Raw genomic sequence first — 21,479 nt, 5'->3', positions numbered from 1 at the left:
CTCCCGCAGGAATCAAACCTGCAAGGAGCTGGCTTTCTCTTGGACGAACATGTCTATAACAACCACATTTGTAAGGTAAATACCGTTAAAATGGCCGCCAGTATGACCAACAGGATATGCCCACGGAAATAAGCGATAAGCGCAGCCACCCCGCCACCTATGACACCAATCGCAGGGGCACTTGGTTCCACCGATAAAATCCCGGGAAAAATAAGCGCGCCCAAAGCCGCATAAGGAATGCTCCGCAACCATTTGTGCATCCATTTAGGTAGGGTTAAACGGTCGATAATAAACACCGGCAGCAATCTTGGCACAAACGTCACCACAGCCATGCCCAAAATAATCAGCAACAACCCCATACGCTCACTCCTCATCATCCTCAACATCAATAACCAATATTCCTGCCAACCCACCTAGCAGCGTGGCCAAGACAATCGCCCATCCTCCGCTTAAAATGGATGAAAACAACGTGCAAAGCCCTGCACTGAGTGCAGCAATAAGACCCACTTTCCAATACTGGCGGATGGCCGGCACCAACAAACCAATAAACATCGCATACAGGGCAATGGACATACTGGCACCGATCTCTGGAGGGATGACATTGGAGAGAAGCGCTCCCAGGAGAGTAGCAAACACCCAGGAGACATAAGCCGCTAACATCAGTCCGCCCAAAAAGAGTTGATGAGGCTTTTCTTTTTGCAATGAAGCGACGGCAAAGGTTTCATCGGTGATGCCTAAAGAGAGCGCTGCTTTCCACGACCTGGGCACTTCCCTGACCCGGTTCATCAAAGACATGCTCATCACAAAGTGTCGAAAATTAAGAACAAAAGTTGCTAAAACAATCTCCGCAAAACTTGCGCCCATAGCGATCATGTTAATCGCCATAAATTGACTAGCACCCGCGAAAACCAAGCTGGACATCAACACCGTATCCAAAAGCGGCACTCCCGTTTCTCTGGAGATAACACCAAAGGCCACTCCAATAGGAAGATAGCCAATCATAATCGGAATGCCAGCCGAAACGCCCTGGGCTAACGCCCCTTTATCCATCTGTCGGTTAACCTGTTTTTCTATTTGCTCCATACGCTTCCCCCAGCCCTGTCCTTTTTCTCTTTCAGATTTGCTATAATGACTCTAAGTAAGATGAAACTTTACAATGTTAAGCGATTTGGAAAAGTTCCTCTCGTTAGTATATTTTAATTTAATTAAAGTATATTATATTATACTATCAGGCGATTGACCACCTTTCGTTTGTATCTTTCCATTTGGAGGCACATACCATGTCTAGCAATAACCCATGGGAAGAAAACAATGTCGGCAAGCGCATTGGCGCCAAATTGCGCCAAATCCGCCGGGGCAGAGGCCTCAGTATGGAAGCTTTGGCTAACCAGATCGGGGTAAGCAAAATGACCCTGGCTAAAATTGAACAAGGCGAAGCGAACCCCACCTTGTCAGTTATTTGGAAAATTGCCAACGGTCTCTCAATCCCGATCACCGCTTTATTGTCTGTTGAGGCCAATGTCTCTCTTGCCCGTAAAAATGAAGGACTTATATTAACCAGTGCCAATGACTCCTTTACCGTTGAACCTTTGTTCGGGGCGCAAGGATCTTTTGAACTTTATCGGGGATACCTGCAAGCTCACAGTGAATACCCATCAGAAGCCCACGCACCGGGTGTCGTAGAATTTGTGACCGTGATGTCGGGCAAACTGACCGTTGAAGTGGACGGGGAAACATACCACTTGGAGGAGCATGACTCGATCCGCTTCTCTGGGGACCGACCGCATACATACATTAATCCATCCCCATCTTTGACCGTTTTAAATTTTGTCATTGCTTATACAAGTCCCGAAACCAACACATCCGTGTTATTTAGGAAATAATTAACGGTCACAAATAAAAAGAGGCTGGTGCTTACACCAGCACTCTGTCCACTTTGGCTTCCCGCTAAGCCCTAAGGGGCACCCACTGATTTCTGTGCGAGAGGAGTGCCCATGTCCAGGTCCGAGGGATACAGTCCCAGTTTGACAAAGATCCAGGGTGCCAGACCAATCCCCCAGATGCCCATGATGGTGTAGCGGAGAAAATCAGCTAACAGATAAGTAGGAAAGATGATTTTCAGACCGGTTTGCAAGGTGATGATCCCGGCCATACCAATCAAAAAGGCTATTGCTTTTTTCCACACCGCTGTACGCAAGTTCATTTGAACATAGCGTTGCTCCACCAAATAGGCTGCGCCGGCTCCCAACAAAAAACCCGCATACTTCACCCCTTCAGGTTCCCGAAACACAACCAAAAGAAGGAGAGGAAACCCGGCAGCCAACAGCCACTGCAAGCAGACTGGAAGCTGGCTGACCGTTTGTGCCGCCCTAAACCCGGCAACCAGGACAATGATGCCAATCAAGATGCCAGCTGCCACGTCAATAGGCCAGTGTAATCCAGCATACAAACGGGAAAAAGAAATACAAAAAATCAGGATAACCGAAACAACCCAAAACCAAGGCTTGTTGAGCACATAAGCCAGATACCCCCACAATGTCGTGGAGCCTTGGGCATGGCCACTGGGAAAAGAATCATAGGGATAGTGACTGCCAACCTCTGCCGATGAAACAAAAATAGAGTGAATCCCCTCTACTCCCACTGGGCGTGGATGACCGGTATAAATTTTAATCAAGGCATTGACATAAACGGAGACCAGAAAGATATAAAAGAGGCGAAAACCGGTTTTTTTAGACATACACCAGTACACCAAAGGTAAAATAAGAAAATAAAATTCCTCATTCCCCATAAATGTAAACACGGCAGCCAAAGCATTTAAAAATGGATTTTGCCATGAGGTAACCCAGATTAAAAAATCAATTTGAGTCACGGGTTTTCACTTCCTTATTCACTTATCTTCCTCAAAAAACATATGTCCAAACAAGCATGTAAAGGCGCTGATGTAACAACACCAACGCCCATGCAACCTAATCCGCTAATAATCATAATCATAACAATACTCATACAGTTTGACAATCTCTTCATGGGTTGGAACCCGTGGGTTGTTGGCCGGGCTGCCGCTAGCCAGGGCATCCTGGGCCATTTTATCCAAGACTTTTCTAAACCGGCTCTCATCAATGCCCCATGTTTTCATATTGGGAATGTTAAGATCCCGACACAATTGTTTAATTTCCTGTACCGCTGCCTGTGCGGCCTTTTGATCATCTTGCCCTTCCAGCTCCGGCTTAATGACACGGCCGATCACTGCCATGCGATCAATACAAGCTTCCAAAGTATACTCCAGTACTGCCGGTAACAGCATGGCATTGGACATCCCATGGGGAACATGAAACAAAGCGCCTATGGGCCGGGACATACCATGCACCAAACAGACTGAGGCATTGGAAAAAGCAATACCTGCTTGCATGGCGCCCAAGGTCATCCTGTCTCTGGCTTCCAAGTCCTCTCCCTGTTGATATGCACGGCGAATAGATGAGCTGATCAAGCGAATGGCCTCTAAGGACAATGTGTCTGTCAGCGGCTGAGCCATTCTGGAGAGATAGGCTTCTATGGCGTGACACAAGGCATCTACCCCGGTAGCTGCAGTCAACTTGGGAGGTGAAGTCACAGTCAAGAGCGGATCAACAATGGCAACAGCAGGAATAAAGGCCGGATGCTTGATCATCATTTTGACATCAGCAGTGGTGTTGGTGATAACCGTGACACTGGTCACTTCCGATCCGGTACCAGCTGTAGTGGGAATGGCAATAAGCGGAACAGGTTCCTTTGTAATCGGTTTTTGCCCTCCCACATACTCACCAATATATCCGCCGTTTGTAGCCACCACAGCAACCGCTTTGGCAGTGTCTATGCAGCTTCCCCCACCAACCGCCACAATGAGGTCACAGTTCTGTTCCTGCAGCATCTGCAGTGCTTCATCCACATACACATCTGTTGGTTCTGTGTTGACACCCATATAAGTGACATGGGCTGCTCCAGCTTTTTGCACATAAGTGACACAACGCTCCACATGGCCTATTTGTTCCATCACTTCATCACTAATAATGAGCACTTTGGAACCAAGACAGGGCACCACATCCTTTAATGTGGACAAAGCCCCTTGTCCGTAGTACACCTCTGGCGGCAGGCGAAACTCGGCAAAGGTACTGAGCTTTAGGTCCTTTTTGGACACCACATTCCCCTCTCCTTTCCTGATTAATCCCGCTTGACGACATAGCCAGCTTTCTCCCTGTCCCAGGCATTGCCGATCCCCATTTCCTTCAGTTTAAATTTTTGGATCCGTTCCGTGGCCGTTTTGGGAAAGGCGTTGGTGAACTCAACATAGCGGGGGACCATAAAATAAGCCATCCGTTCCTGGCACCAATCTAATAATTCTTCAGGTGAAAGCTGTTCTCCTTCCCTGACAATCACAAAAATTTTGACATCTTCAATTGACCCGGATAAATGGTCCATAGGCCCGTTTGCTTTCTTGATGAATAGCATGGGCAAAAAGTTCCTTTCCTGTTCCGCTTTCACCCACCAGCAAAACGGTGGCCGGACTGCGGCCACCACTTCACCCTTGTTGTTTTTGATCGGAATGCGGTGGGCAATCATCTGTTTGCCTTTGATCTGTTACACCTCAGCCAGCTCAGGTACACCTGTTTTGACCACGATATGCATCCTTGTATTTTCGATCACTTCAGTGACATGCTTGCCAATGCAGCCATCCATAGCGTTTTACTTTCATGAGAACCACTCCCATCCGGCATCGTAGGCACCTTCTTTTCTTGCTACGATTATACCAAAACCAAAAAGGGCCGTTGTATAACACTTAAGGGTAGGGATATCCGGCAAAAAAAAGGATTCCCCGCTTCTGTCAGGGAATCCTATTCCTAGTTTTATCCTTCCAATAGCAACGTTTCGGGATCTTCCAGCAACTCTTTCACCTTGACCAGGAAGCTGACCGCTTCCTTTCCGTCCACAATGCGATGGTCATAGGACAGGGCGATGTACATCATGGGCCGGTTCTCCATCCGCTCTTCATCTACTGCCACCGGACGGATTTGGATTTTATGCATGCCCAAAATGCCCACCTGAGGGGGATTGAGAATCGGGGTGGACAGGAGGGAGCCAAATACTCCCCCATTGGTAATAGTAAAGGTTCCGCCTTGCAAGTCACTGACACTCAGCTTGTTTTGACGGGCTTTTTCGGCTAAAGAGGCTATTTCCCGCTCAATTTCGGCAAAACTTAACTTGTCTGCATTACGCACAACAGGAACCACCAGCCCCTGGTCGGTGGCAACAGCCACGCCGATATCATAATATTTCTTGACCACAATCTCGTCACCTTGAATCTCTGCATTTAACAAAGGAAACTTTTTCAGGGCCCCGATGACCGCTTTGGTGAAAAAAGACATGTAACCCAATCTGACCCCGTGCTCTTGATAAAAGGCTTCCTTGTGCCGCTTACGGAGTTCCATGATAGCGGTCATATCCACTTCGTTAAAAGTGGTCAGCATAGCAGCTGTATGCTGGGCTTCAACCAAACGTCTGGCGATGGTCTGCCTGCGGCGCGACATGCGTATCCGTTCCACCGGTTTGCTCTCATACATCTTCTGTTCTAAGGCTTTTGCCTGTTCCGGATGAACCTGCTTTTGTTCCCGTTCCCCTTTTTCTCCGTTCACTGCCCGTCCGGGTGCTCCCTTGTGCTTTTCTATATCTGCAGCATGGATCCGTCCCCAGGGATCAAGACTTTCAACCTGGCCCAAATCAATGCCCTGCTGGCGTGCCCGCCGACGGGCGGCAGGGGTGGCCAGCTGCTCCTTACCCAGGGTGCTGTCCCAATCGTCCGCCTCCATGTTGCCATCCTTATCCCTTTCTTCATCCTGGGTTTCGCCTGGTGACTTATCTGCTGTCCGATGTTCACCCGTTGCTTCTTCATCCAGGAGGGCAATCACTTCTCCCACTGTGACCGCATCTCCTTCCTGTTTGAGATGTTTACGCAAGATGCCATCATGTTCAGCATTGATTTCCAAATTGACTTTATCCGTTTCCAGTTCGAGCAGGATATCTCCCTGCTTGACGAAATCCCCCTCTTCTTTGAGCCATTTGACAATCGTTCCCTCAGTGATGGATTCGGCCAGTTCAGGCACTTTGACCTCCACCATGACAGATACCTCCCTCAGTAGGAATATAACAGGTTAAGCTGTGTATATTCTTGCTGTGTGTTTAGCGTCTTAAGGCTTCCTGCACAATCCTTTCCTGTTCTTTTTTGTGGGCCTCATGCAAACCTTCTGCCGGACTGGAGCGGTCGGGCCGCCCAATGTAACGGACAGGAATCTCTCCCGCCACGTCCCTTAGATAGGGCTCCATGTAACGCCAAGCTCCCATATTGCGCGGTTCTTCCTGCACCCAGACGATCTCTTGCAATCCCTCGTACCGTTGAATGATCTGTTGGATGTCTTGTTTGGGAAAAGGATAGAGCTCCTCCACACGCACAATATGCAGCCAGTCCATGTTATCCTCTGCTTTCTCCAGCTTTTCCTCTAACTCCACTGCAATTTTGCCGCTGCACAAGATCAGCCGCTCGACACGCTCGGGATACTGTCCCAATCCGGTTTGTTCAAGGACCCGGTGAAAACGGCCCTCACTTAAAGCTTGGGGAAAAGAAGCGACACGCGGGTTGCGAATCAGGCTTTTGGGAGTCATAATGACCAGCGGCCGTTCCTCTTCACGCCCTGATAACAAGGCTTGACGGCGCAAAAGGTGGAAGTACTGGGCCGCTTTGGTCACGTTTGCGACAAACCAGTTATTTTCAGCGGCCAATTGCAGAAAACGTTCCAATCGGGCGCTGGAATGCTCCGGTCCCTGCCCTTCATAGCCGTGGGGCAAGAGCACGACCAGATTGGATCTTTCACCCCATTTAGCCCGGCCAGCCGATATAAATTGGTCAAATATCACTTGGGCCACATTGGCAAAGTCCCCGTACTGGGCTTCCCACAGGACCAAGGTATCTGTGGTAAAGACACTGTAACCGTATTCAAAGCCCAGCACCGCTGTTTCTGTCAGTGGGCTGTTATGGATAGCAAACGAGGCCCGGGCCTCGGGCAACACATGGAGGGGCGAAAGGGATTCACCCGTTTTGCTGTCATGCAAAACCAAATGCCGGTGGGCAAACGTCCCCCGTTCCGTATCCTGACCGGTCAGCCGGATGGGGATGCCGTCATGGAGGATCGTGGCAAAGGCCAGTATTTCAGCCAGCGCCCAGTCCACTTTTCCGTCATCAGCCAGGGCATTGGCCCTCCGTTCCAGGATACGTCTCAATTTCGGATAAACCGTAAATCCTTCGGGCCAGTCAAGCAAATTCCGGTTTATGGTCCTAAGCGTGTCCAGCGGGACACTGGTGTTAATATCAGGCAGTGATCCGCTCAGCACTTCCGGCGGATCTAAATGAAATGTATCTCCTTTATTTTTCTGCATAGCCCGTTGATAAGCCGCTTCTAATTTTTCCACGACCTTGTTTTCCATCTCTTCTATATGCTCTTCTGTCACCAGACCTGCTTTGATTAAGGCCTGTGCATATTGTACCCGGACGCTGGGATGGTGTTTAATTTTCGCATAGAGCTTGGGCTGGGTCACCGCTGGATCGTCCGCTTCATTGTGTCCAAAGCGGCGGTAACCGATCAAGTCAATCAGAAAATCCTTATGGAAGCGCTGGCGGTAGGCGTAGGCCAGCCGGACAGCAGCCAGACACGCCTCGGGATCATCAGCATTGACGTGGACAATGGGAATCTCAAACCCCTTGGCCAGGTCACTGGCATATTTGGTCGAACGGGCATCCCGCTCTTCTGTGGTAAATCCCAGACGGTTGTTGGCAATAATGTGAATCGTGCCACCTGTATGATAGCCGCGCAGCTGACTTAAATTTAGAGTCTCCGCCACAATCCCTTCGCCCGGAAAAGCCGCGTCGCCATGAATCAGAATAGCAAACGCTTTGTTGACATCCTGCTCGGGGTAGCCCCTCTTTGTCCGTTCTTCCTGTGCAGCCCTGGTGAAGCCTTCAACCACTGGGTTCACAAACTCTAAATGACTGGGATTATTAGCCAAGGTCAACCGTGCCCTAACCACATTATCCGCCTGGATAGCCCTTTTTCCTCCCAGATGGTATTTCACGTCTCCGGTCCAGCCATAGTTAATGCCGACCGAACCCTCAGACGGCACCAAATCTTTGTTGGGTGAATGATGAAACTCGGAAAAAATCAGCTCATAAGGTTTGCCCAGTACATGGGCCAGCACGTTCAGCCGCCCGCGGTGGGCCATGCCAATCATGATGTGCTCAATACCGCTGTGAACCCCTTGGCTGATCAGCTCATCCAACATAGGCACCAGCGCATCTAACCCTTCAATGGAAAAGCGCTTTTGCCCTACAAATCTGCGGTGCAAAAATTGCTCAAACATTTCTACTTCAATCAACCTGTTAAGCAGTGCCACCTTTTCCTTACTGCTCAACGGCTCATGTGCCCGGCCCGTTTCCACCCAGCGGCAAAGCCACTTGCGTTCTTCAGGATCATGAACATGGGTAAATTGGTAAGCCAGGGATTCAGTATACACTTGCTTCAAGTGGTGAAGGGCATCCCAAGCTGTTTCCATCCTGTCCGGCGCTTCAGGCCAGACGGCGGCTGCGGGCAACGCGCGCAGATCTTCTTCAGTCAGGCCGTAAGCAGTTGGATCAAGCAGGGAAACGTGCTCCGTCTCCCCCTCGTGCAACGGGTCAATTTTGGCTTCCAAGTGGCCGTATGTACGAATATGTTGGGCCAACTGCATGGCAGCTGCCGCTTTTTCCAGTTGGTATGCACTTATTTGTGGCGCCCCTCTTTCTCTTTTCCTGTCCCGCACAGGCTGATGATCTTGATCAACCATAGGGGGCGGTCCCCACCGCTCAAATAAAGTTTTCAGCTCTGGTTCGACTGAGCCGGGATCATGCAGGTACTGTTCATATTTATCTTGAATATAGCCCAGGTTAACCCCAAATACCCGTTCCCAACGGTGTCGATTCTCCATATCCTCAGCAGGCATCCCTAACACCCTCCGCTATTTCAGTTTCTTACATTAAGATACCCTTATCCTGTTTGGTGTAAACAGCCGTTTTAAAGTGAATGAATCTTGTTTTGGCCCACTCCGATATAAGAAAAAGCACACCTGAGGGGGTGTGCTCTCATTGGTCTGCCTGTTATAATTTAACCCGCTGCAACCTTAAGGCATTCAACACAACGGAAACGGAGCTGAAAGCCATCGCCGCCCCGGCCATCCAAGGTTGCAAAAGGCCGGCTGCAGCCACAGGGATGGCTGCAGTATTATAGCAAAAAGCCCAGAACAAGTTTTGTTTGATGTTGCGCATCGTTTTGCGGCTCATGAGCAAAGCATCAACCACGCTGTTCAAATCCCCCCGCATCAAGGCTATATCCGCCGTTTCCATGGCAATATCAGTACCCGTACCGATGGCCATGCCGATATCCGCCACAGCCAAGGCAGGAGCATCGTTAATTCCATCGCCCACCATGGCCACTTTCTTCCCTTGTTGTTGCAGTTTTTTAACTTCATCAGCCTTGCCTTCAGGCAACACTTCGGCCAGCACATGGTCAATGCCCACTTGTCTGGCAATGGCGCGGGCTGTCCGTTCATTGTCTCCCGTGATCATCAGCACTTCCAGGCCCATCGCCCTCATGCGGGCCACGGCCTCTCGAGATGTTTCTTTCACTCTGTCGGCAACGGCGATAATCCCGGCATAGGTGCTATCTACGGCCACCAGCATGGCGGTTTTCCCTTCCTGTTCAAGCTGTTCCAGCTGCCCTAAGGCCGGGGAGACGTCAATACTGTGTTTAGCCATCAGGCGGCGGGTACCGACTAACACCTGATGCTGGTCTACTTCCGCCGTTATTCCGTGTCCGGGCACCGCTTCAAACTGTTCCGGTTCTTTTAACGCTATCCCCTTTTCCTGTATACCTTGCACAAGGGCCTGGGCCAGAGGATGTTCGGAGGGTTTTTCCGCCGAACCGACCAGCCTTAACAGCTCCTCCTCACTGAGTCCGGCATCAGGGTTCACCAGTACATCCGTCATTTCCGGTTCACCCTTGGTCACGGTGCCCGTTTTATCCAGGACGACGGTCGTAATCTCCTGGGTTTTCTCCAGATGTTCACCGCCTTTGAACAAGATGCCGTATTCCGCTGAACGGCCCGAACCGGCCATGATCGAAGTCGGAGTGGCCAGCCCCAGGGCACAGGGACAAGCAATTACCAGAATAGAGATGGTGGGGATCAGGGCGCTGCCCAACTGTCCGGGGGTTAGGATCAAATACCAGAACAAGAACGTAAGAAAGGCAAAAATCACCACAATAGGGACGAAGATGCCGGAGACCTTATCCACCATGCGCTGAATGGGCGCTTTGGAACCTTGCGCCTCTTCCACGACCCGCACAATTTGGGCCAAGGCCGTATCTTTACCTACCTTGGTCGCTTTAATTTTAAGCGTGCCGTTTTTGTTGATCGTCGCTCCGATCACCTCATCGCCCGCTTCTTTGTCCACCGGGATGCTTTCTCCAGTCAGCATCGATTCATCCACTGCGGAACGACCAGCAATCACTTCCCCGTCAACCGGAATTTTTTGACCGGGTTTAACCAAAATAATGTCACCCACAACAACTTCGTCCACTGGAATCTCAATCTCCTGCCCGTTACGGATCACCAGCGCTGTTTTGGGCTTTAGGCCCATCAGCTTTTTGATGGCCTGGGAGGTGCGGCCTTTGGCTTTTGCTTCAAAATATTTTCCGAGTAAAATCAACGTAATAATGATGGCTGCGGTTTCGTAATAAAGGTCTACATGATGAGCCCCTGTTCTCAGCCAATCGATGGATAAATACAGGCTGTAAAAATAGGCGGCAGAAGTCCCCAAGGCCACCAGCACATCCATATTGGCACTTTTGTTGCGCAGCGCTTTATACGCCCCCTTGTAAAACTGCCAGCCGATCACAAACTGTACCGGAGTGGCCAAAGCCCATTGCACCCACGGGTTCAAGAGCACATCCGGCACCCAGATAAAAGCTGCCCATTCAAAATGGCTTACCATCGTCCATAAGAGAGGAAGTGAGAAAACGGCAGCCCACACAAACTTGCGAAATTGACGGCCGGTCTCCCGGTCCTGTGCTTGGTCCAAACCAGCCCGATCTTCTTTTAAGCTCAGTTTAAAGCCAAGCTGATCAATGCGTGTGATCATCTCCTCCGGGGTAACCTCAGCGGGGTTGTAGGCCACAGCAGCCCTCTCCAGGGCAAAGTTTACGTTGGCTTGAAAAACGCCTGCCATTTTGTTTAACGTTTTTTCAATGCGGTTGGCACAAGCGGCACAAGACATGCCGTCGACCTCAAATTCAACCTTTTCTTTTACTATAGCGTATCCCAGCTGTTCAAGGCGTGCTTCCAGCCGGGACAGGTCCACCTGTTGTGGATCATACTCTACTGTCGCCTTTTCCAAAGCCAAATTCACATGGGCAGTTTGTACCCCGTCAAGTTTGTATAATGCTTTTTCAATCCGGTTGGCACAAGCGGCACAAGACATGCCTGTCACTTTAAAACTGGTCTGCCGTGTTTGAGTCACAGCTGACACCCCGTTTCTTTAACCTGTTTATACCCTTATAGGGTATCATTCAATCCAAAAGGAATCGTGCTACCTTTTCCGTAACACGATTTGCCAGAAGCCGAAAACAGTCCAGCTTTTCTAAAATACTCTCCTAAGATACCACATCATATCCCTGGTCATCGATTGTTTCTTTGATCTTTTCCACACTGACTATGCTGTCGTCAAATTTGACCTCAACCAGACCTTGATCCAGATTGACTTTCACGTCAGAAACGCCCTCTAACGCCCCGACACTCTTTTCTACAGCAGATACACAATGAGCACAAGACATCCCTTCCACTTTCAGTGTGACTTCCTTCATCATTGACTCTCCTCCAAAGTTGTTTTGGTGTTAGTGTCGATTGTATTGAATCACATGATTCATTATTAATATAGCATACCCCTGTATAGTATTCAAGAAAACCGAAACCACACTGATTGACTCTCTTGTTATTTAATTAACTTGGAGATGGTTTTCATAAATTCCCCGGTCACTTCCTGGTCCCCTTCTTTGAGCCGCTCCATCACACAGGTTTTGATATGGCTTTCCAGCAGCAACTTGGACACCGCATGAAGAGCCGATTGCACGGCAGCCATTTGATTGAGGATGTCATCACAGTATACATCCCGCTCGATCATGCCTTTAATGCCCCGGACCTGCCCTTCAATCCGGTTCAGGCGGCGGATCAGGTTTTCTTTCAATTCAGCCGGTGCCCGCCCCCGGCGCCCGCTCCCGTGGCAGTCTAACGCTTCGTGTTTGTTTTCCCACTCCGTCATCTTTCCCACCTCACTTATACTATACCCATGTATGATGACAATTACAAGGGCAAGCGCCGTAAAAGTTAAGCACTATACCCCCAGCAGCTTTGCTCCCTCAATCGTGGCTATTTTTAACACCGTCTGGGCATCCAGCACAGTGGGGTCAAAATGTTCGGTCTTTTGCAAGCCAGCTGCTATTTTCATTTCTTTATACAAAAGGTTGGTTACCCCCCCTCTATGGGGGGAATCAGTTCGATACGGTCCCCTTCCTGCACCTGTTCATCCCAGTCCATAAATTCCCCGTTGCGCACAAGAAAGCAAACCTCCTGATCAGGGATGCCCAGAGAACGGATGATGCTCTTGATGCCAGGACTGTCTGTTTTCAGCTTTACCCACTGTTTATCATCCCCAGCATATTCCCCTTGCTGCAGATAATGTTCCAAATGACCATAGGCTCTCAGATAAATATGCATCCCGATCCCTTCTTTGCAAATGACTTTGTTAATGTTTATTTGTTGATGTTAGTGGTTGATGTAATAAAAATGCACTCTGTCATCGGGTGGTAAATACATCAGCTCTGCTCAATAGAGGTGACTTCCCTGGCAGCGCTATCCCGGGCCCATAAAATGCCCAGCTCGGCCAGTTTGCCGTCCGTAGGGACACCTTGTTCATCCCAGCCCATCATCTGGTAATAATAACGGATAGCCTGCCGGAAGTCCTCTTCCGAGGGGGCTTTGCCTTTAATATACCCTTCCTTAAACGGCTTGAAAAACCGCTTGGGCAGACGGTCATCCTCCGCTGTAAAACCTTCCCGCAAGTTAAACAGGCGCGTCAGTGTGGCGGCCCGTTCGCCCACTTTCATTAATTCCCACACATTGGTGTCCCAGCCCGTGACGCCATTGGTCAACTCCACGAGATGATCAATGGTCCAGGGTAAAAACTGGCACACCACTGCGCTGTTCATATAGTGACGCCAATTGGTAAAATATACAAGCATGCGAATCTTCTCCGGGCCGATATCGTCTGCTGGAACTGGCTTAAAGGCGCCTAACGGTTTGAAAAAGTCCACGTTTTTGGCTGTTCCCGTATCGTGCAGATTGTGGCAATGATCGGCTCCCGTGGGCGAGATGGCGTAGCCGACACCCATCCCCTGCTTCAAGCGGGGTTCATGCATGGGTAACTCCAACCCCTTGATATTTAGAGCAAACTCCTCTGCCCCGCCGCCAATTTTTTCAGCAAAACGCATGCTGCCCTCAGCTAAGAGATCGCCGATACCTTCCCTCCGGCATATTTTTTCGATCAGGGTCAACAGGGCCTCGGCATTGCCCCAGGTCAGCTCAATCCCATCTGTATCCTCTTTGGTGATGATGCCTTTCTCATAGGCTTCCATGGCACAGGCAATGGTGACCCCCAAGGAAATGACATCTACTCCGTAAGCATTACACCGCTCTGTCGCTTTCATCAGGGCCGCCAAATCGCTGATGCCCAGATTAGAGCCGATTGCACTTAAATGTTCATACTCGGCTCCGCCGAAACGGCCGTCCACCTGATGTTCTTCCGACTCCACCACCCGTTTGCAGCGAATGGGACAGGCATTACAGGTGTCGTCTTTCACATTAAATTGGCTGTGCATTGCTTCACCAGAAATTTGTTCAGCATATTCAAAGAAAGGATCCCTGAAATTGCGGGTAGGCAAGCCGCTAATCCGGTTTAAGGGTTGTACTATCCCTGAAGTGCCCATCTTGTGAAAACCCTTGGTCAACTCGGCATGGTTCTTGCCCATCCAGGCGGCCAGCTCTTTCACTCTCTGGGGATTGCTCATCTTGGGCATTTGCTTGCCCTTGACCACAATGGCTTTCAGCTTTTTGGAGCCCATCACAGCCCCCATTCCGGTCCGTCCCACCATGCGGTTAATGTCATTGACCACTGTGGCATAGCGGACCAGGTTTTCCCCGGCAATACCGCATTGGCATACTTTCGCTCCCCGGCCATGTTTTGCTTTTAAGTATTCATCGACATAGGCCGTATCTTTGCCCCAAATGTCGCTGGCATCATGAATAGCGACCTGACCATCCTCAATGGCAATATAGACAGGTTTCTCTGCCTGCCCTTCCACAATGACGGCATCATACCCGGCACGCTTTAAGAATGATCCCCAAAACCCGCCTGCTTCACCGTCACCATACGCCCCTGTCAAAGGGGACTTGGCCCCCACACTGTTGCGTCCCGCCCCGCCAAATGGTTCACCGGTAAGCGGTCCGGCTGCAAAAATCAGCTTGTTGTCCGGTCCCAATGGATCAATCCCAGGCTTCAACTCCTTGTACAAATAATAGGCAATCAACCCCCGCCCGCCATGATACATCCGGTACCAGGCTTCATCCGGCCGGTCGATGGCATGGGTCCCCTGCGTTAAATTGACTCGCAAAATTTTACCGTTAATCCCTAAGCTCATGCCTTGCCCTCCCTTTTCACACTGTCTGTACTATGTATTCGCGTACCAGCAATGACTTTCCTGCTTTTTTCGCCTGACTAAATTTTTTTAAAGTTGATTTTTACCAGGATTATGCTAGAATAAACAACGGCTTGAAAAAAACGAACTTTAAAAGCGCATTCATTTTTAATTGTTCGTCTTTCATTCCGGATGTGAGGTGATTGCCCATGTACGATGTCATTATTGTTGGGGCCGGACCGGCCGGGATCTTTGCCGCCTATGAGCTGACCTTGAAAGCGCCAGGAGCCAAGGTGCTGCTCATCGATAAAGGGCTGGATATTTACGCCCGGCGCTGTCCGATTCTGGAGCGGAAAATTAAGAAATGCCCGCCGCCCACAGCGAAAAAAGAATATGCTGGCTGTTTGCCTGCCTGCTCCATTACCAATGGTTTTGGAGGTGCAGGCGCTTATTCGGATGGAAAGTTTAACATTACCACAGAATTCGGCGGTTGGCTAACCGATTATTTGGATAAAAGTACCGTGTATGACTTGATTAAATATGTGGATGACATTAACCTTAGACACGGCGCCACGACCTCCATTACCGATCCAAGCAGTGAGGCCGTCAAACAGATTGAGAAAAAAGGACTGGCAGCAGGTCTAAAATTGTTGCGGGCCAATGTCCGCCACTTGGGAACAGAACAAAACCTGCAAATTTTGCAAAGTATTTTTGAGTATTTAAACGATAAAATTGAGATGCGTTTCAAAACAGAAGTGGCCGACCTCTTGACGGAAGAGAAAAGCGGCAAGCTTAAAGCAACGGGCGTCATCCTGAAAAAGAATGGCGAAGAAATCAGGGGTAGATATGTGCTGATCGCCCCGGGCCGGGATGGGGCTGTCTGGCTGGCTGAACTGCTCAGAAAACGGAAGATCAAAATGAAAAACAATCAGGTGGATATCGGTGTGCGGGTGGAGACCTTAGATACCATTATGGAAGAGGTGAACACCCACCTGTACGAAGGAAAGTTTATTTTTAACAGTTCGGTCGGCACGAGGGTCAGAACCTTTTGCAGCAACCCTTCCGGGCACGTGGTGGTGGAAAACCACAGCGGAGTCATGCTGGCCAATGGTCACAGTTATAAAGATGAGGCGCTGGGATCGGAAAATACCAACTTCGCCCTGCTGGTCTCCCATGAATTTTCCGACCCGTTTGACAGGCCCAATGAATACGCCCGCCGGATCGGCATGCTAGCCAACGAACTTTCCGGCGGTTCCATCCTGGTGCAACGCTTTGGGGATATTATCAAGGGACGCCGCTCCACTGAAAAAAGGATCAAAGAAGGTTTCGTGGAGCCTACCCTGAAAGAAGCTGTGCCCGGTGACCTGACCAAGGTGCTGCCGTATGCCACCATGAAAAGCATTATTGAAATGATTGAAGCCTTAAACCACATCACTCCCGGACTGGCTACTGAACACACCCTGCTGTACGGTGTTGAAGCCAAATTTTACTCTGCACGTCCCCATCTGACGGAACACCTGGAAGTGGAAGAGATCAGCAACCTGTACGCCGCCGGAGACGGTGCCGGTTTGACCCGGGGGTTGGCCCAAGCATCCGCTTCGGGTGTCTGGATCGCCCGACACATTGTGGAGAAGTTAAATACGGATCCTACTTCAGCGGCGGTTGCTACAAATTAACACTCTTTTTTCCGATCAAAACAGGCCATAATAAGGGGCAGATGGGCTTGGTCATAAATTTGGTCAACCCATCTATTCTAACGGCGAAAGGGAGTGCAGCTCTGGTGGCCAGAAACCGCAGAAACCAGCGCAACAGGAACGAAGAGAACATCAACTTGCGGGACATTGTTCCCGTGGAAGAGTTTGCTGGTGAATACGGAGTTGTTGAAACTGACAACAGACGCAGAAAAAACGAACCAGAAGATTACAACCTGAACGAATACTGCTAACTTCGCCGTTATCATTAAGGGGGCGGCCTTATACCAGGCCGCCCTTTGTTTGTCATTATAAATAGTAATACTTACGATTTACATAATATAAGTTATCTGGTGTCATGTCAATATTTTTATTAGCTTGCAACAGGAAACTTACTTACTGCCCAGTAAAAATTTGATCAAACCCAATAATTCCGGTTTCCCCCGTATATCTCCCGCCTGTCTTGAATAAACTGCAAATAAAGATTGAACTAGCCAACGTGAGGAGGGGGAGTATGAACAAGCAGATGATTCATACCATCATGAAATTTATTCGCAAGGAGATCAGTGAAAAACAATTGCGTCAAGCTCTGCTCAAACGCTCTCATCATCAATAAGTTTGCGCTGGAAATAACTTAAGTTACACCGCACATCCTTTGACATGACGAAAATACGTACTCATGCTAAACTATTTAGTGAAGCGAAAAAATGAGACTAAAAAACACCACTACTATCGGCAGAAGGATGTGAGCGGATGAGCAAGCTGTTTAGCCCTTACACCATCAAAGATGTCACCTTTAAAAACCGTATCGTTATGTCCCCGATGTGCATGTACTCCTGTATGGATGAAGACGGGAAAGTGACCGACTGGCACCGCGTCCATTACACCAGCCGGGCGGTTGGACAAGTCGGCCTGATTATTGTGGAGGCGACGGCTGTCACCCCCCAAGGCCGCATCTCTGTCCATGATTTGGGCATCTGGAGTGACGAACATATTGAGGGTTTAGCCGAATTAGTCCGCTTGAGCCACCAGCACGGTGCTAAAATAGGGATCCAATTGGCTCACGCAGGCCGAAAAGCCACCGTTGATGGACCCATTATCGCTCCTTCAGCCATTCCGTTTAATGAAAACATGAAAACACCGGCAGCTATGACGGCGGAACAGATTGAGGAGACCATCGCCGCTTTCCGGGAAGGGGCCCGGCGGGCAAAGGCAGCTGGTTTTGACGTGGTAGAAATTCACGCTGCCCATGGCTATCTCATTAATCAATTTTTGTCCCCGTTATCTAACCATCGTCATGATACATACGGTGGGGACCGTGACCGGCGCTACCGGTTTTTGCAGGAGGTGATTGAGGCGGTCAAAGAGGAGTGGGATGGACCTCTGTTTGTGCGTATTTCAGCGAGTGATTACCACCCTGAAGGATTAACCGTTGATGATTACGTTTATTATGCCCAAAAAATGAAAGCCCAAGGTGTGGATCTCATTGACTGCAGTTCCGGAGGTGTTGTGCCGGCAAAAATCAATGTTTATCCGGGGTATCAGGTGCCTTTTGCAGAGAAAATCAGGGCAGAAGCCAATATTGCCACCGGCGCAGTCGGCTTGATTACCAGCGGATGGCAAGCAGAGGAAATTTTACAGAATGAGCGGGCCGATCTTGTCTTTCTGGCCCGGGAATTGTTGCGCGATCCCTATTGGCCGAGACGGGCGGCGCAAGAGTTAAATATGCAGATTGAAGGTCCCCGCCAGTACGAGCGGGCCTGGTAAAAGATGATTCCTCCGGTGACAACAGTTGTGGCCCATTTTTGCCGAAACTCTCAAGCCATACTTTTCACCATTCCGGGTACGTTATAGATGGGCAATGTTTGAAGGGAGGAATCATCATGCCATATGGTGCCCAATTGGTGCAAATCCTCAACCGTCACATCGGCCAAGCCATTCAACATTACAATCATCTGGTGGAATACACACACGATTACGCCCAGGTTCCTGCAGCCATACACAACCGGCAGCAGGTGCAGCCTGGACAAATGCTATATGAACGAAAAAGGCTGGTACCAAGTACCCACCCTTGACAATCACACGGCCAAAACGATGCTGCACAGTTACCAGCCTGTCGGGCAGCCTCAGCCTCAAATGTAATCATTCCCCATCCCCCAACAGTTGTTGTTGGGGGATTTTCACGTCATAAGCCCAGAACCACGTGTGGCCCTGGGCTTTACTCACTCCACACCCTTAATTTTCTCCTTCATAAGCTGCTTCATAAATTTCAGTAATCTCCCGTACTGTTAGCCAGCGAGGATTGTTATTTAAGAGCCGATCTATCTTACTTGCTTCCTCAGCTAAGGCAGGAATATCTTCGCGCTTAACCCCCACCTCACGGATTGAAGCTGGAATTCCCACATCCTGGGCCAGTTTACTCATGGCTTGTACAGCTCGATCTGCCGCTTCACGCAAACTTAATCCCTCAACCTGTTCACCCATCGCCTGGGCAATTTCGACAAATTTTTGTAGATCAGCAACGACATTGTACTTCATTACATAGGGTAATAACATAGAGTTGGCTACCCCGTGGGGCACCTTAAACTTGCCACCCAGCGGATAGGCCAGGGCATGGACAGCTCCCACACCTGCATTACCTAAGGAAATACCTGCTAACAAACTACCCATAGCCATTTCTTCCCGCGCTTTTAAATTAGATCCTTGAAAAACAGCTTTGCGCAGTGATTGTGAAATAAGTTTAATGGCCTTGAGCGCGATGCCATCTGTTAAGGGATTAGCCCGCACCGCTGTATAGGACTCCACAGCATGCACCAAAGCATCCATCCCTGTTGCTGCTGTTACAGCAGGGGGAACAGTTAAGGTTAAGGCAGGATCCACGATTGCCACATCAGGCAACAAGTAAGTGCTCACAATACCTTTTTTAACCTGATCACGGGTATCAGTAAAAATGGCATTATAAGTGACCTCAGAACCAGTGCCCGCCGTCGTCGGAATCAAGATAAACGGAACACCCTTTTTTTCTACTTTCTCGATGCCGACCATGTCACGGACATTTTGCTCATTGGTCAACATCACTGACAAAACTTTTGTGACATCCAGGGCGCTGCCTCCCCCGACACCAATTAATACATCAAAGCCGCCTGTTTTAATTTTGGCTACTATCTGTTCCAAAATCTCAAATGGAGGCTCCGCAACCACATCGTCAATGATATCCACAAGGAGTTGTTCCTCTTGAAGAGGACTGATCACTTGATCAAGAATACCTGTCTTGCGGATCACTTTATCAGTGACCACCAATACTTTATGAGCACCCAGTTTTTTGGCTTCACGGCCGACAGTGTTGACAGAACCTACCCCCATGATCAATTCGTTCGGTGTTCTAAAGTAAGCTAAATTCATGCGTATCACCTCTGTTACTATAATTGTGGCAGTTGGCGTGTTATGAACCAAGTTTAATCCCTATAAATTTCAGGTCTGTCATATCTTCAACAGCATATTTAACTCCTTCTTTTCCCACACCACTTTGTTTCACACCACCATAAGGGTAGTTGTCTTGCCGGTAAGTAGAGATCTCATTGATCCATACCCCACCGGTCTCTAAAGCATCTGCCAATCGAAGGGCACGATCAATATTCTGAGTAAACACACCCGCTTGCAAGCCGAAATTCGAGTTGTTGGCCATTTGAATCACTTCTTGCTCTGTTGTAAAGGGGATGATGGAAACAACAGGGGCAAATACTTCCTGGCAAACCACCTTCATCTCTGGCTTCACGTTGACTAACACAGTCGGGGCCATGACGGAACCATTCCTTGTCCCCCCTGTCAATACCTTGGCTCCCCCTTCCAGTGCTTCTTTCACCCACTCTTCAGCTCGTTTTGCCGCTTCCTCAGTGATCATAGGTCCAATATCAGTTGACTCTTGCAACGGATCGCCCACCTGCAATTCATTCACCTGGCGGACAAACCGTTCCACAAACGCATCATAAACCGTTTTTTGAACATAGATGCGCTGCACTGATATACACACTTGGCCAGAGAAAGCAAAAGCCCCTTTAACTAGACTTTTAACAGCTATATCCAGCTCAGCATCATCAAAAATTATGTTAGGGGAGTTAGAACCCAATTCCAGGGTAACCTTCTTTAATCCAGCCATCTGTTTAATTTTCAAGCCAACCTGCGGACTGCCAGTAAAGGTCACTTTGGAAATGCGTTCATCTTGTACCAAAGGTTCGCCGATGTCGGGGCCAAAACCCAAAACAACATTAAGTGCACCCGTGGGCAATCCTGCTTCTTCAAACACCTTGGCTAATTGTATTGCAGAAAACGGCGTTTTTTCCGCTGGTTTTAAAACCACAGTATTGCCAGCAGCTATAGCAGGACCCAATTTGTGTAAAGCCAGGTTCAGCGGGAAGTTAAATGGTGTAATCGCCCCAACTACACCCAGGGGCACCCGCTTAACTAAGCCTAATCGGTTTTCCCCACCTACAGCTGCATCCATGGGTACCAGTTCACCTGCCAACTTTTTCGCTTCATCGGCAGAGAAACGTAAAACCTGCACACCCCGCTTCACTTCGGCCCGGCCATCGCGTATTGGTTTGCCTGCCTCTAAAGCAAGGATGGTAGCAAACTCCTCCGTACGCTCTTCCAAAATATCAGCGGCTCGGCGTAATATGGCTGCTCTTTGATAAGCCGGAATTTTTTTCATGGTTGTGTGGAACACTTTCAGGGCAGTCACGATCGCCCGGTCCAAATCCTCACTCGTGGCTAGATGAATGCGGCCAATCACCTCTTTGTTAAAGGGATTGTGAACTTCTAAAGTGTCGCGTCCTTTCCCCTTATATTCCTGACCAGCAATAATGGAACCTGCTTCAAAACCTGTATGACTCACTTGCAATCCCTCCTATTTGTAGAAAGAATGAACAACGGAATA

General features: G+C 49.3%; 19 protein-coding genes and 2 pseudogenes. 5 read left to right on the top strand and 16 right to left on the bottom strand.

Features of this window, described 5'->3' with window-relative positions; translation table 11 throughout:
- Positions 1-53: 53 nt before the first annotated feature.
- Complete coding sequence (locus tag IEW48_RS09480; RefSeq protein ID WP_188622610.1) at positions 54-359, bottom strand: AzlD domain-containing protein; 306 nt, start codon at positions 357-359, stop codon at positions 54-56.
- A 4-nt stretch (positions 360-363) separates the two neighbouring features.
- The gene (locus IEW48_RS09475; RefSeq protein ID WP_188622611.1) at positions 364-1,083 is read right to left on the bottom strand and encodes an AzlC family ABC transporter permease; all 720 of its coding nucleotides are present in this window, start codon (positions 1,081-1,083) and stop codon (positions 364-366) included.
- 197 nt (positions 1,084-1,280) lie between these two features.
- Here IEW48_RS09475 and IEW48_RS09470 point away from each other — a divergent pair, with 197 nt between their 5' ends.
- Complete coding sequence (locus tag IEW48_RS09470; protein ID WP_188622612.1) at positions 1,281-1,883, top strand: helix-turn-helix domain-containing protein; 603 nt, start codon at positions 1,281-1,283, stop codon at positions 1,881-1,883.
- A gap of 71 nt (positions 1,884-1,954) precedes the next feature.
- Here IEW48_RS09470 and IEW48_RS09465 read toward each other — a convergent pair whose 3' ends face one another.
- The 12 genes and pseudogenes from IEW48_RS09465 to IEW48_RS09415 all read right to left on the bottom strand — a co-directional run bounded on the left by IEW48_RS09465 (position 1,955) and on the right by IEW48_RS09415 (position 14,858).
- Positions 1,955-2,737 carry a phosphatase PAP2 family protein gene (locus IEW48_RS09465; RefSeq protein WP_229703928.1) on the bottom strand — a complete coding sequence of 261 codons (783 nt, stop codon included), beginning with the start codon at positions 2,735-2,737 and terminating at the stop codon, positions 1,955-1,957.
- 237 nt (positions 2,738-2,974) lie between these two features.
- Complete coding sequence (locus tag IEW48_RS09460; protein ID WP_188622614.1) at positions 2,975-4,174, bottom strand: iron-containing alcohol dehydrogenase; 1,200 nt, start codon at positions 4,172-4,174, stop codon at positions 2,975-2,977.
- 20 nt (positions 4,175-4,194) lie between these two features.
- Positions 4,195-4,428, bottom strand: a pseudogene (locus IEW48_RS09455) (AMP-binding enzyme); the annotation flags it as partial.
- Position 4,429: 1 nt separating this feature from the next.
- Positions 4,430-4,549: pseudogene (locus IEW48_RS09450) on the bottom strand (sigma 54-interacting transcriptional regulator); the annotation flags it as partial.
- A gap of 328 nt (positions 4,550-4,877) precedes the next feature.
- Entirely contained in the window at positions 4,878-6,146 is a 1,269-nt protein-coding gene (gene odhB / locus IEW48_RS09445; RefSeq protein ID WP_188622615.1) for a 2-oxoglutarate dehydrogenase complex dihydrolipoyllysine-residue succinyltransferase, read from the bottom strand.
- A gap of 61 nt (positions 6,147-6,207) precedes the next feature.
- The gene (locus IEW48_RS09440) at positions 6,208-9,054 is read right to left on the bottom strand and encodes a 2-oxoglutarate dehydrogenase E1 component (RefSeq protein WP_188622616.1); all 2,847 of its coding nucleotides are present in this window, start codon (positions 9,052-9,054) and stop codon (positions 6,208-6,210) included.
- 154 nt (positions 9,055-9,208) lie between these two features.
- Positions 9,209-11,626, bottom strand: coding sequence for a heavy metal translocating P-type ATPase (locus IEW48_RS09435; RefSeq protein ID WP_188622617.1), 2,418 nt, complete (start codon positions 11,624-11,626; stop codon positions 9,209-9,211).
- A 133-nt stretch (positions 11,627-11,759) separates the two neighbouring features.
- Complete coding sequence (copZ, locus tag IEW48_RS09430; RefSeq protein WP_188622681.1) at positions 11,760-11,969, bottom strand: copper chaperone CopZ; 210 nt, start codon at positions 11,967-11,969, stop codon at positions 11,760-11,762.
- A 128-nt stretch (positions 11,970-12,097) separates the two neighbouring features.
- Complete coding sequence (locus IEW48_RS09425) at positions 12,098-12,424, bottom strand: metal-sensitive transcriptional regulator (RefSeq protein WP_007503848.1); 327 nt, start codon at positions 12,422-12,424, stop codon at positions 12,098-12,100.
- Positions 12,425-12,496: 72 nt separating this feature from the next.
- Entirely contained in the window at positions 12,497-12,622 is a 126-nt protein-coding gene (locus IEW48_RS17430) for a hypothetical protein (protein WP_268236531.1), read from the bottom strand.
- 8 nt (positions 12,623-12,630) lie between these two features.
- A complete protein-coding gene (locus tag IEW48_RS09420) occupies positions 12,631-12,879 on the bottom strand; it encodes a MoaD/ThiS family protein (RefSeq protein ID WP_188622618.1) in 249 nt (82 codons plus the stop codon).
- Positions 12,880-12,977: 98 nt separating this feature from the next.
- On the bottom strand, positions 12,978-14,858 hold the full coding sequence (locus IEW48_RS09415; RefSeq protein ID WP_188622619.1) for an aldehyde ferredoxin oxidoreductase family protein: 1,881 nt from the start codon (positions 14,856-14,858) through the stop codon (positions 12,978-12,980).
- 206 nt (positions 14,859-15,064) lie between these two features.
- Between IEW48_RS09415 and IEW48_RS09410 the strand changes: the two genes are divergently transcribed.
- From IEW48_RS09410 to IEW48_RS09395, 4 genes are all read left to right on the top strand, one after another.
- The gene (locus tag IEW48_RS09410) at positions 15,065-16,531 is read left to right on the top strand and encodes an NAD(P)/FAD-dependent oxidoreductase (protein ID WP_188622620.1); all 1,467 of its coding nucleotides are present in this window, start codon (positions 15,065-15,067) and stop codon (positions 16,529-16,531) included.
- A 47-nt stretch (positions 16,532-16,578) separates the two neighbouring features.
- Positions 16,579-16,800: a hypothetical protein gene (locus IEW48_RS09405; RefSeq protein ID WP_188622621.1), complete on the top strand. Its 222-nt coding sequence runs from the start codon at positions 16,579-16,581 to the stop codon at positions 16,798-16,800.
- Between the two features lie 499 nt (positions 16,801-17,299).
- Complete coding sequence (namA, locus tag IEW48_RS09400; RefSeq protein ID WP_188622622.1) at positions 17,300-18,313, top strand: NADPH dehydrogenase NamA; 1,014 nt, start codon at positions 17,300-17,302, stop codon at positions 18,311-18,313.
- Positions 18,314-18,429: 116 nt separating this feature from the next.
- Positions 18,430-18,621 carry a hypothetical protein gene (locus tag IEW48_RS09395; RefSeq protein ID WP_229703929.1) on the top strand — a complete coding sequence of 64 codons (192 nt, stop codon included), beginning with the start codon at positions 18,430-18,432 and terminating at the stop codon, positions 18,619-18,621.
- Positions 18,622-18,781: 160 nt separating this feature from the next.
- Here the strand turns inward: IEW48_RS09395 and IEW48_RS09390 are convergent, their stop codons facing one another.
- Together IEW48_RS09390 and IEW48_RS09385 are read right to left on the bottom strand one after the other, a co-directional pair.
- Complete coding sequence (locus tag IEW48_RS09390; RefSeq protein WP_188622623.1) at positions 18,782-19,948, bottom strand: iron-containing alcohol dehydrogenase; 1,167 nt, start codon at positions 19,946-19,948, stop codon at positions 18,782-18,784.
- A gap of 40 nt (positions 19,949-19,988) precedes the next feature.
- Positions 19,989-21,437: an aldehyde dehydrogenase family protein gene (locus IEW48_RS09385; protein WP_188622624.1), complete on the bottom strand. Its 1,449-nt coding sequence runs from the start codon at positions 21,435-21,437 to the stop codon at positions 19,989-19,991.
- Positions 21,438-21,479 lie beyond the last annotated feature (42 nt).

Source organism: Caldalkalibacillus thermarum (genome assembly GCF_014644735.1).
Lineage (GTDB): Bacteria > Bacillota > Bacilli > Caldalkalibacillales > Caldalkalibacillaceae > Caldalkalibacillus > Caldalkalibacillus thermarum.
The sequence above is the reverse complement of the archived record's forward strand: the minus strand, read 5'-3'. Positions and strand labels throughout refer to the sequence as shown.

What these genes read in the sequence shown, in the direction of transcription:
- IEW48_RS09480 (WP_188622610.1), bottom strand. Translation starts at nt 359, where the DNA reads ATGGGGTTGTTGCTGATTATTTTGGGCATGGCTGTGGTGACGTTTGTG.
- IEW48_RS09475 (WP_188622611.1), bottom strand. Translation starts at nt 1,083, where the DNA reads ATGGAGCAAATAGAAAAACAGGTTAACCGACAGATGGATAAAGGGGCG.
- IEW48_RS09470 (WP_188622612.1), top strand. Translation starts at nt 1,281, where the DNA reads ATGTCTAGCAATAACCCATGGGAAGAAAACAATGTCGGCAAGCGCATT.
- IEW48_RS09465 (WP_229703928.1), bottom strand. Translation starts at nt 2,737, where the DNA reads ATGTCTAAAAAAACCGGTTTTCGCCTCTTTTATATCTTTCTGGTCTCC.
- odhB (WP_188622615.1), bottom strand. Translation starts at nt 6,146, where the DNA reads ATGGTGGAGGTCAAAGTGCCTGAACTGGCCGAATCCATCACTGAGGGA.
- IEW48_RS09440 (WP_188622616.1), bottom strand. Translation starts at nt 9,054, where the DNA reads ATGCCTGCTGAGGATATGGAGAATCGACACCGTTGGGAACGGGTATTT.
- copZ (WP_188622681.1), bottom strand. Translation starts at nt 11,969, where the DNA reads ATGAAGGAAGTCACACTGAAAGTGGAAGGGATGTCTTGTGCTCATTGT.
- IEW48_RS09425 (WP_007503848.1), bottom strand. Translation starts at nt 12,424, where the DNA reads ATGACGGAGTGGGAAAACAAACACGAAGCGTTAGACTGCCACGGGAGC.
- IEW48_RS09420 (WP_188622618.1), bottom strand. Translation starts at nt 12,879, where the DNA reads ATGCATATTTATCTGAGAGCCTATGGTCATTTGGAACATTATCTGCAG.
- IEW48_RS09415 (WP_188622619.1), bottom strand. Translation starts at nt 14,858, where the DNA reads ATGAGCTTAGGGATTAACGGTAAAATTTTGCGAGTCAATTTAACGCAG.
- IEW48_RS09410 (WP_188622620.1), top strand. Translation starts at nt 15,065, where the DNA reads ATGTACGATGTCATTATTGTTGGGGCCGGACCGGCCGGGATCTTTGCC.
- namA (WP_188622622.1), top strand. Translation starts at nt 17,300, where the DNA reads ATGAGCAAGCTGTTTAGCCCTTACACCATCAAAGATGTCACCTTTAAA.
- IEW48_RS09395 (WP_229703929.1), top strand. Translation starts at nt 18,430, where the DNA reads ATGCCATATGGTGCCCAATTGGTGCAAATCCTCAACCGTCACATCGGC.
- IEW48_RS09390 (WP_188622623.1), bottom strand. Translation starts at nt 19,948, where the DNA reads ATGAATTTAGCTTACTTTAGAACACCGAACGAATTGATCATGGGGGTA.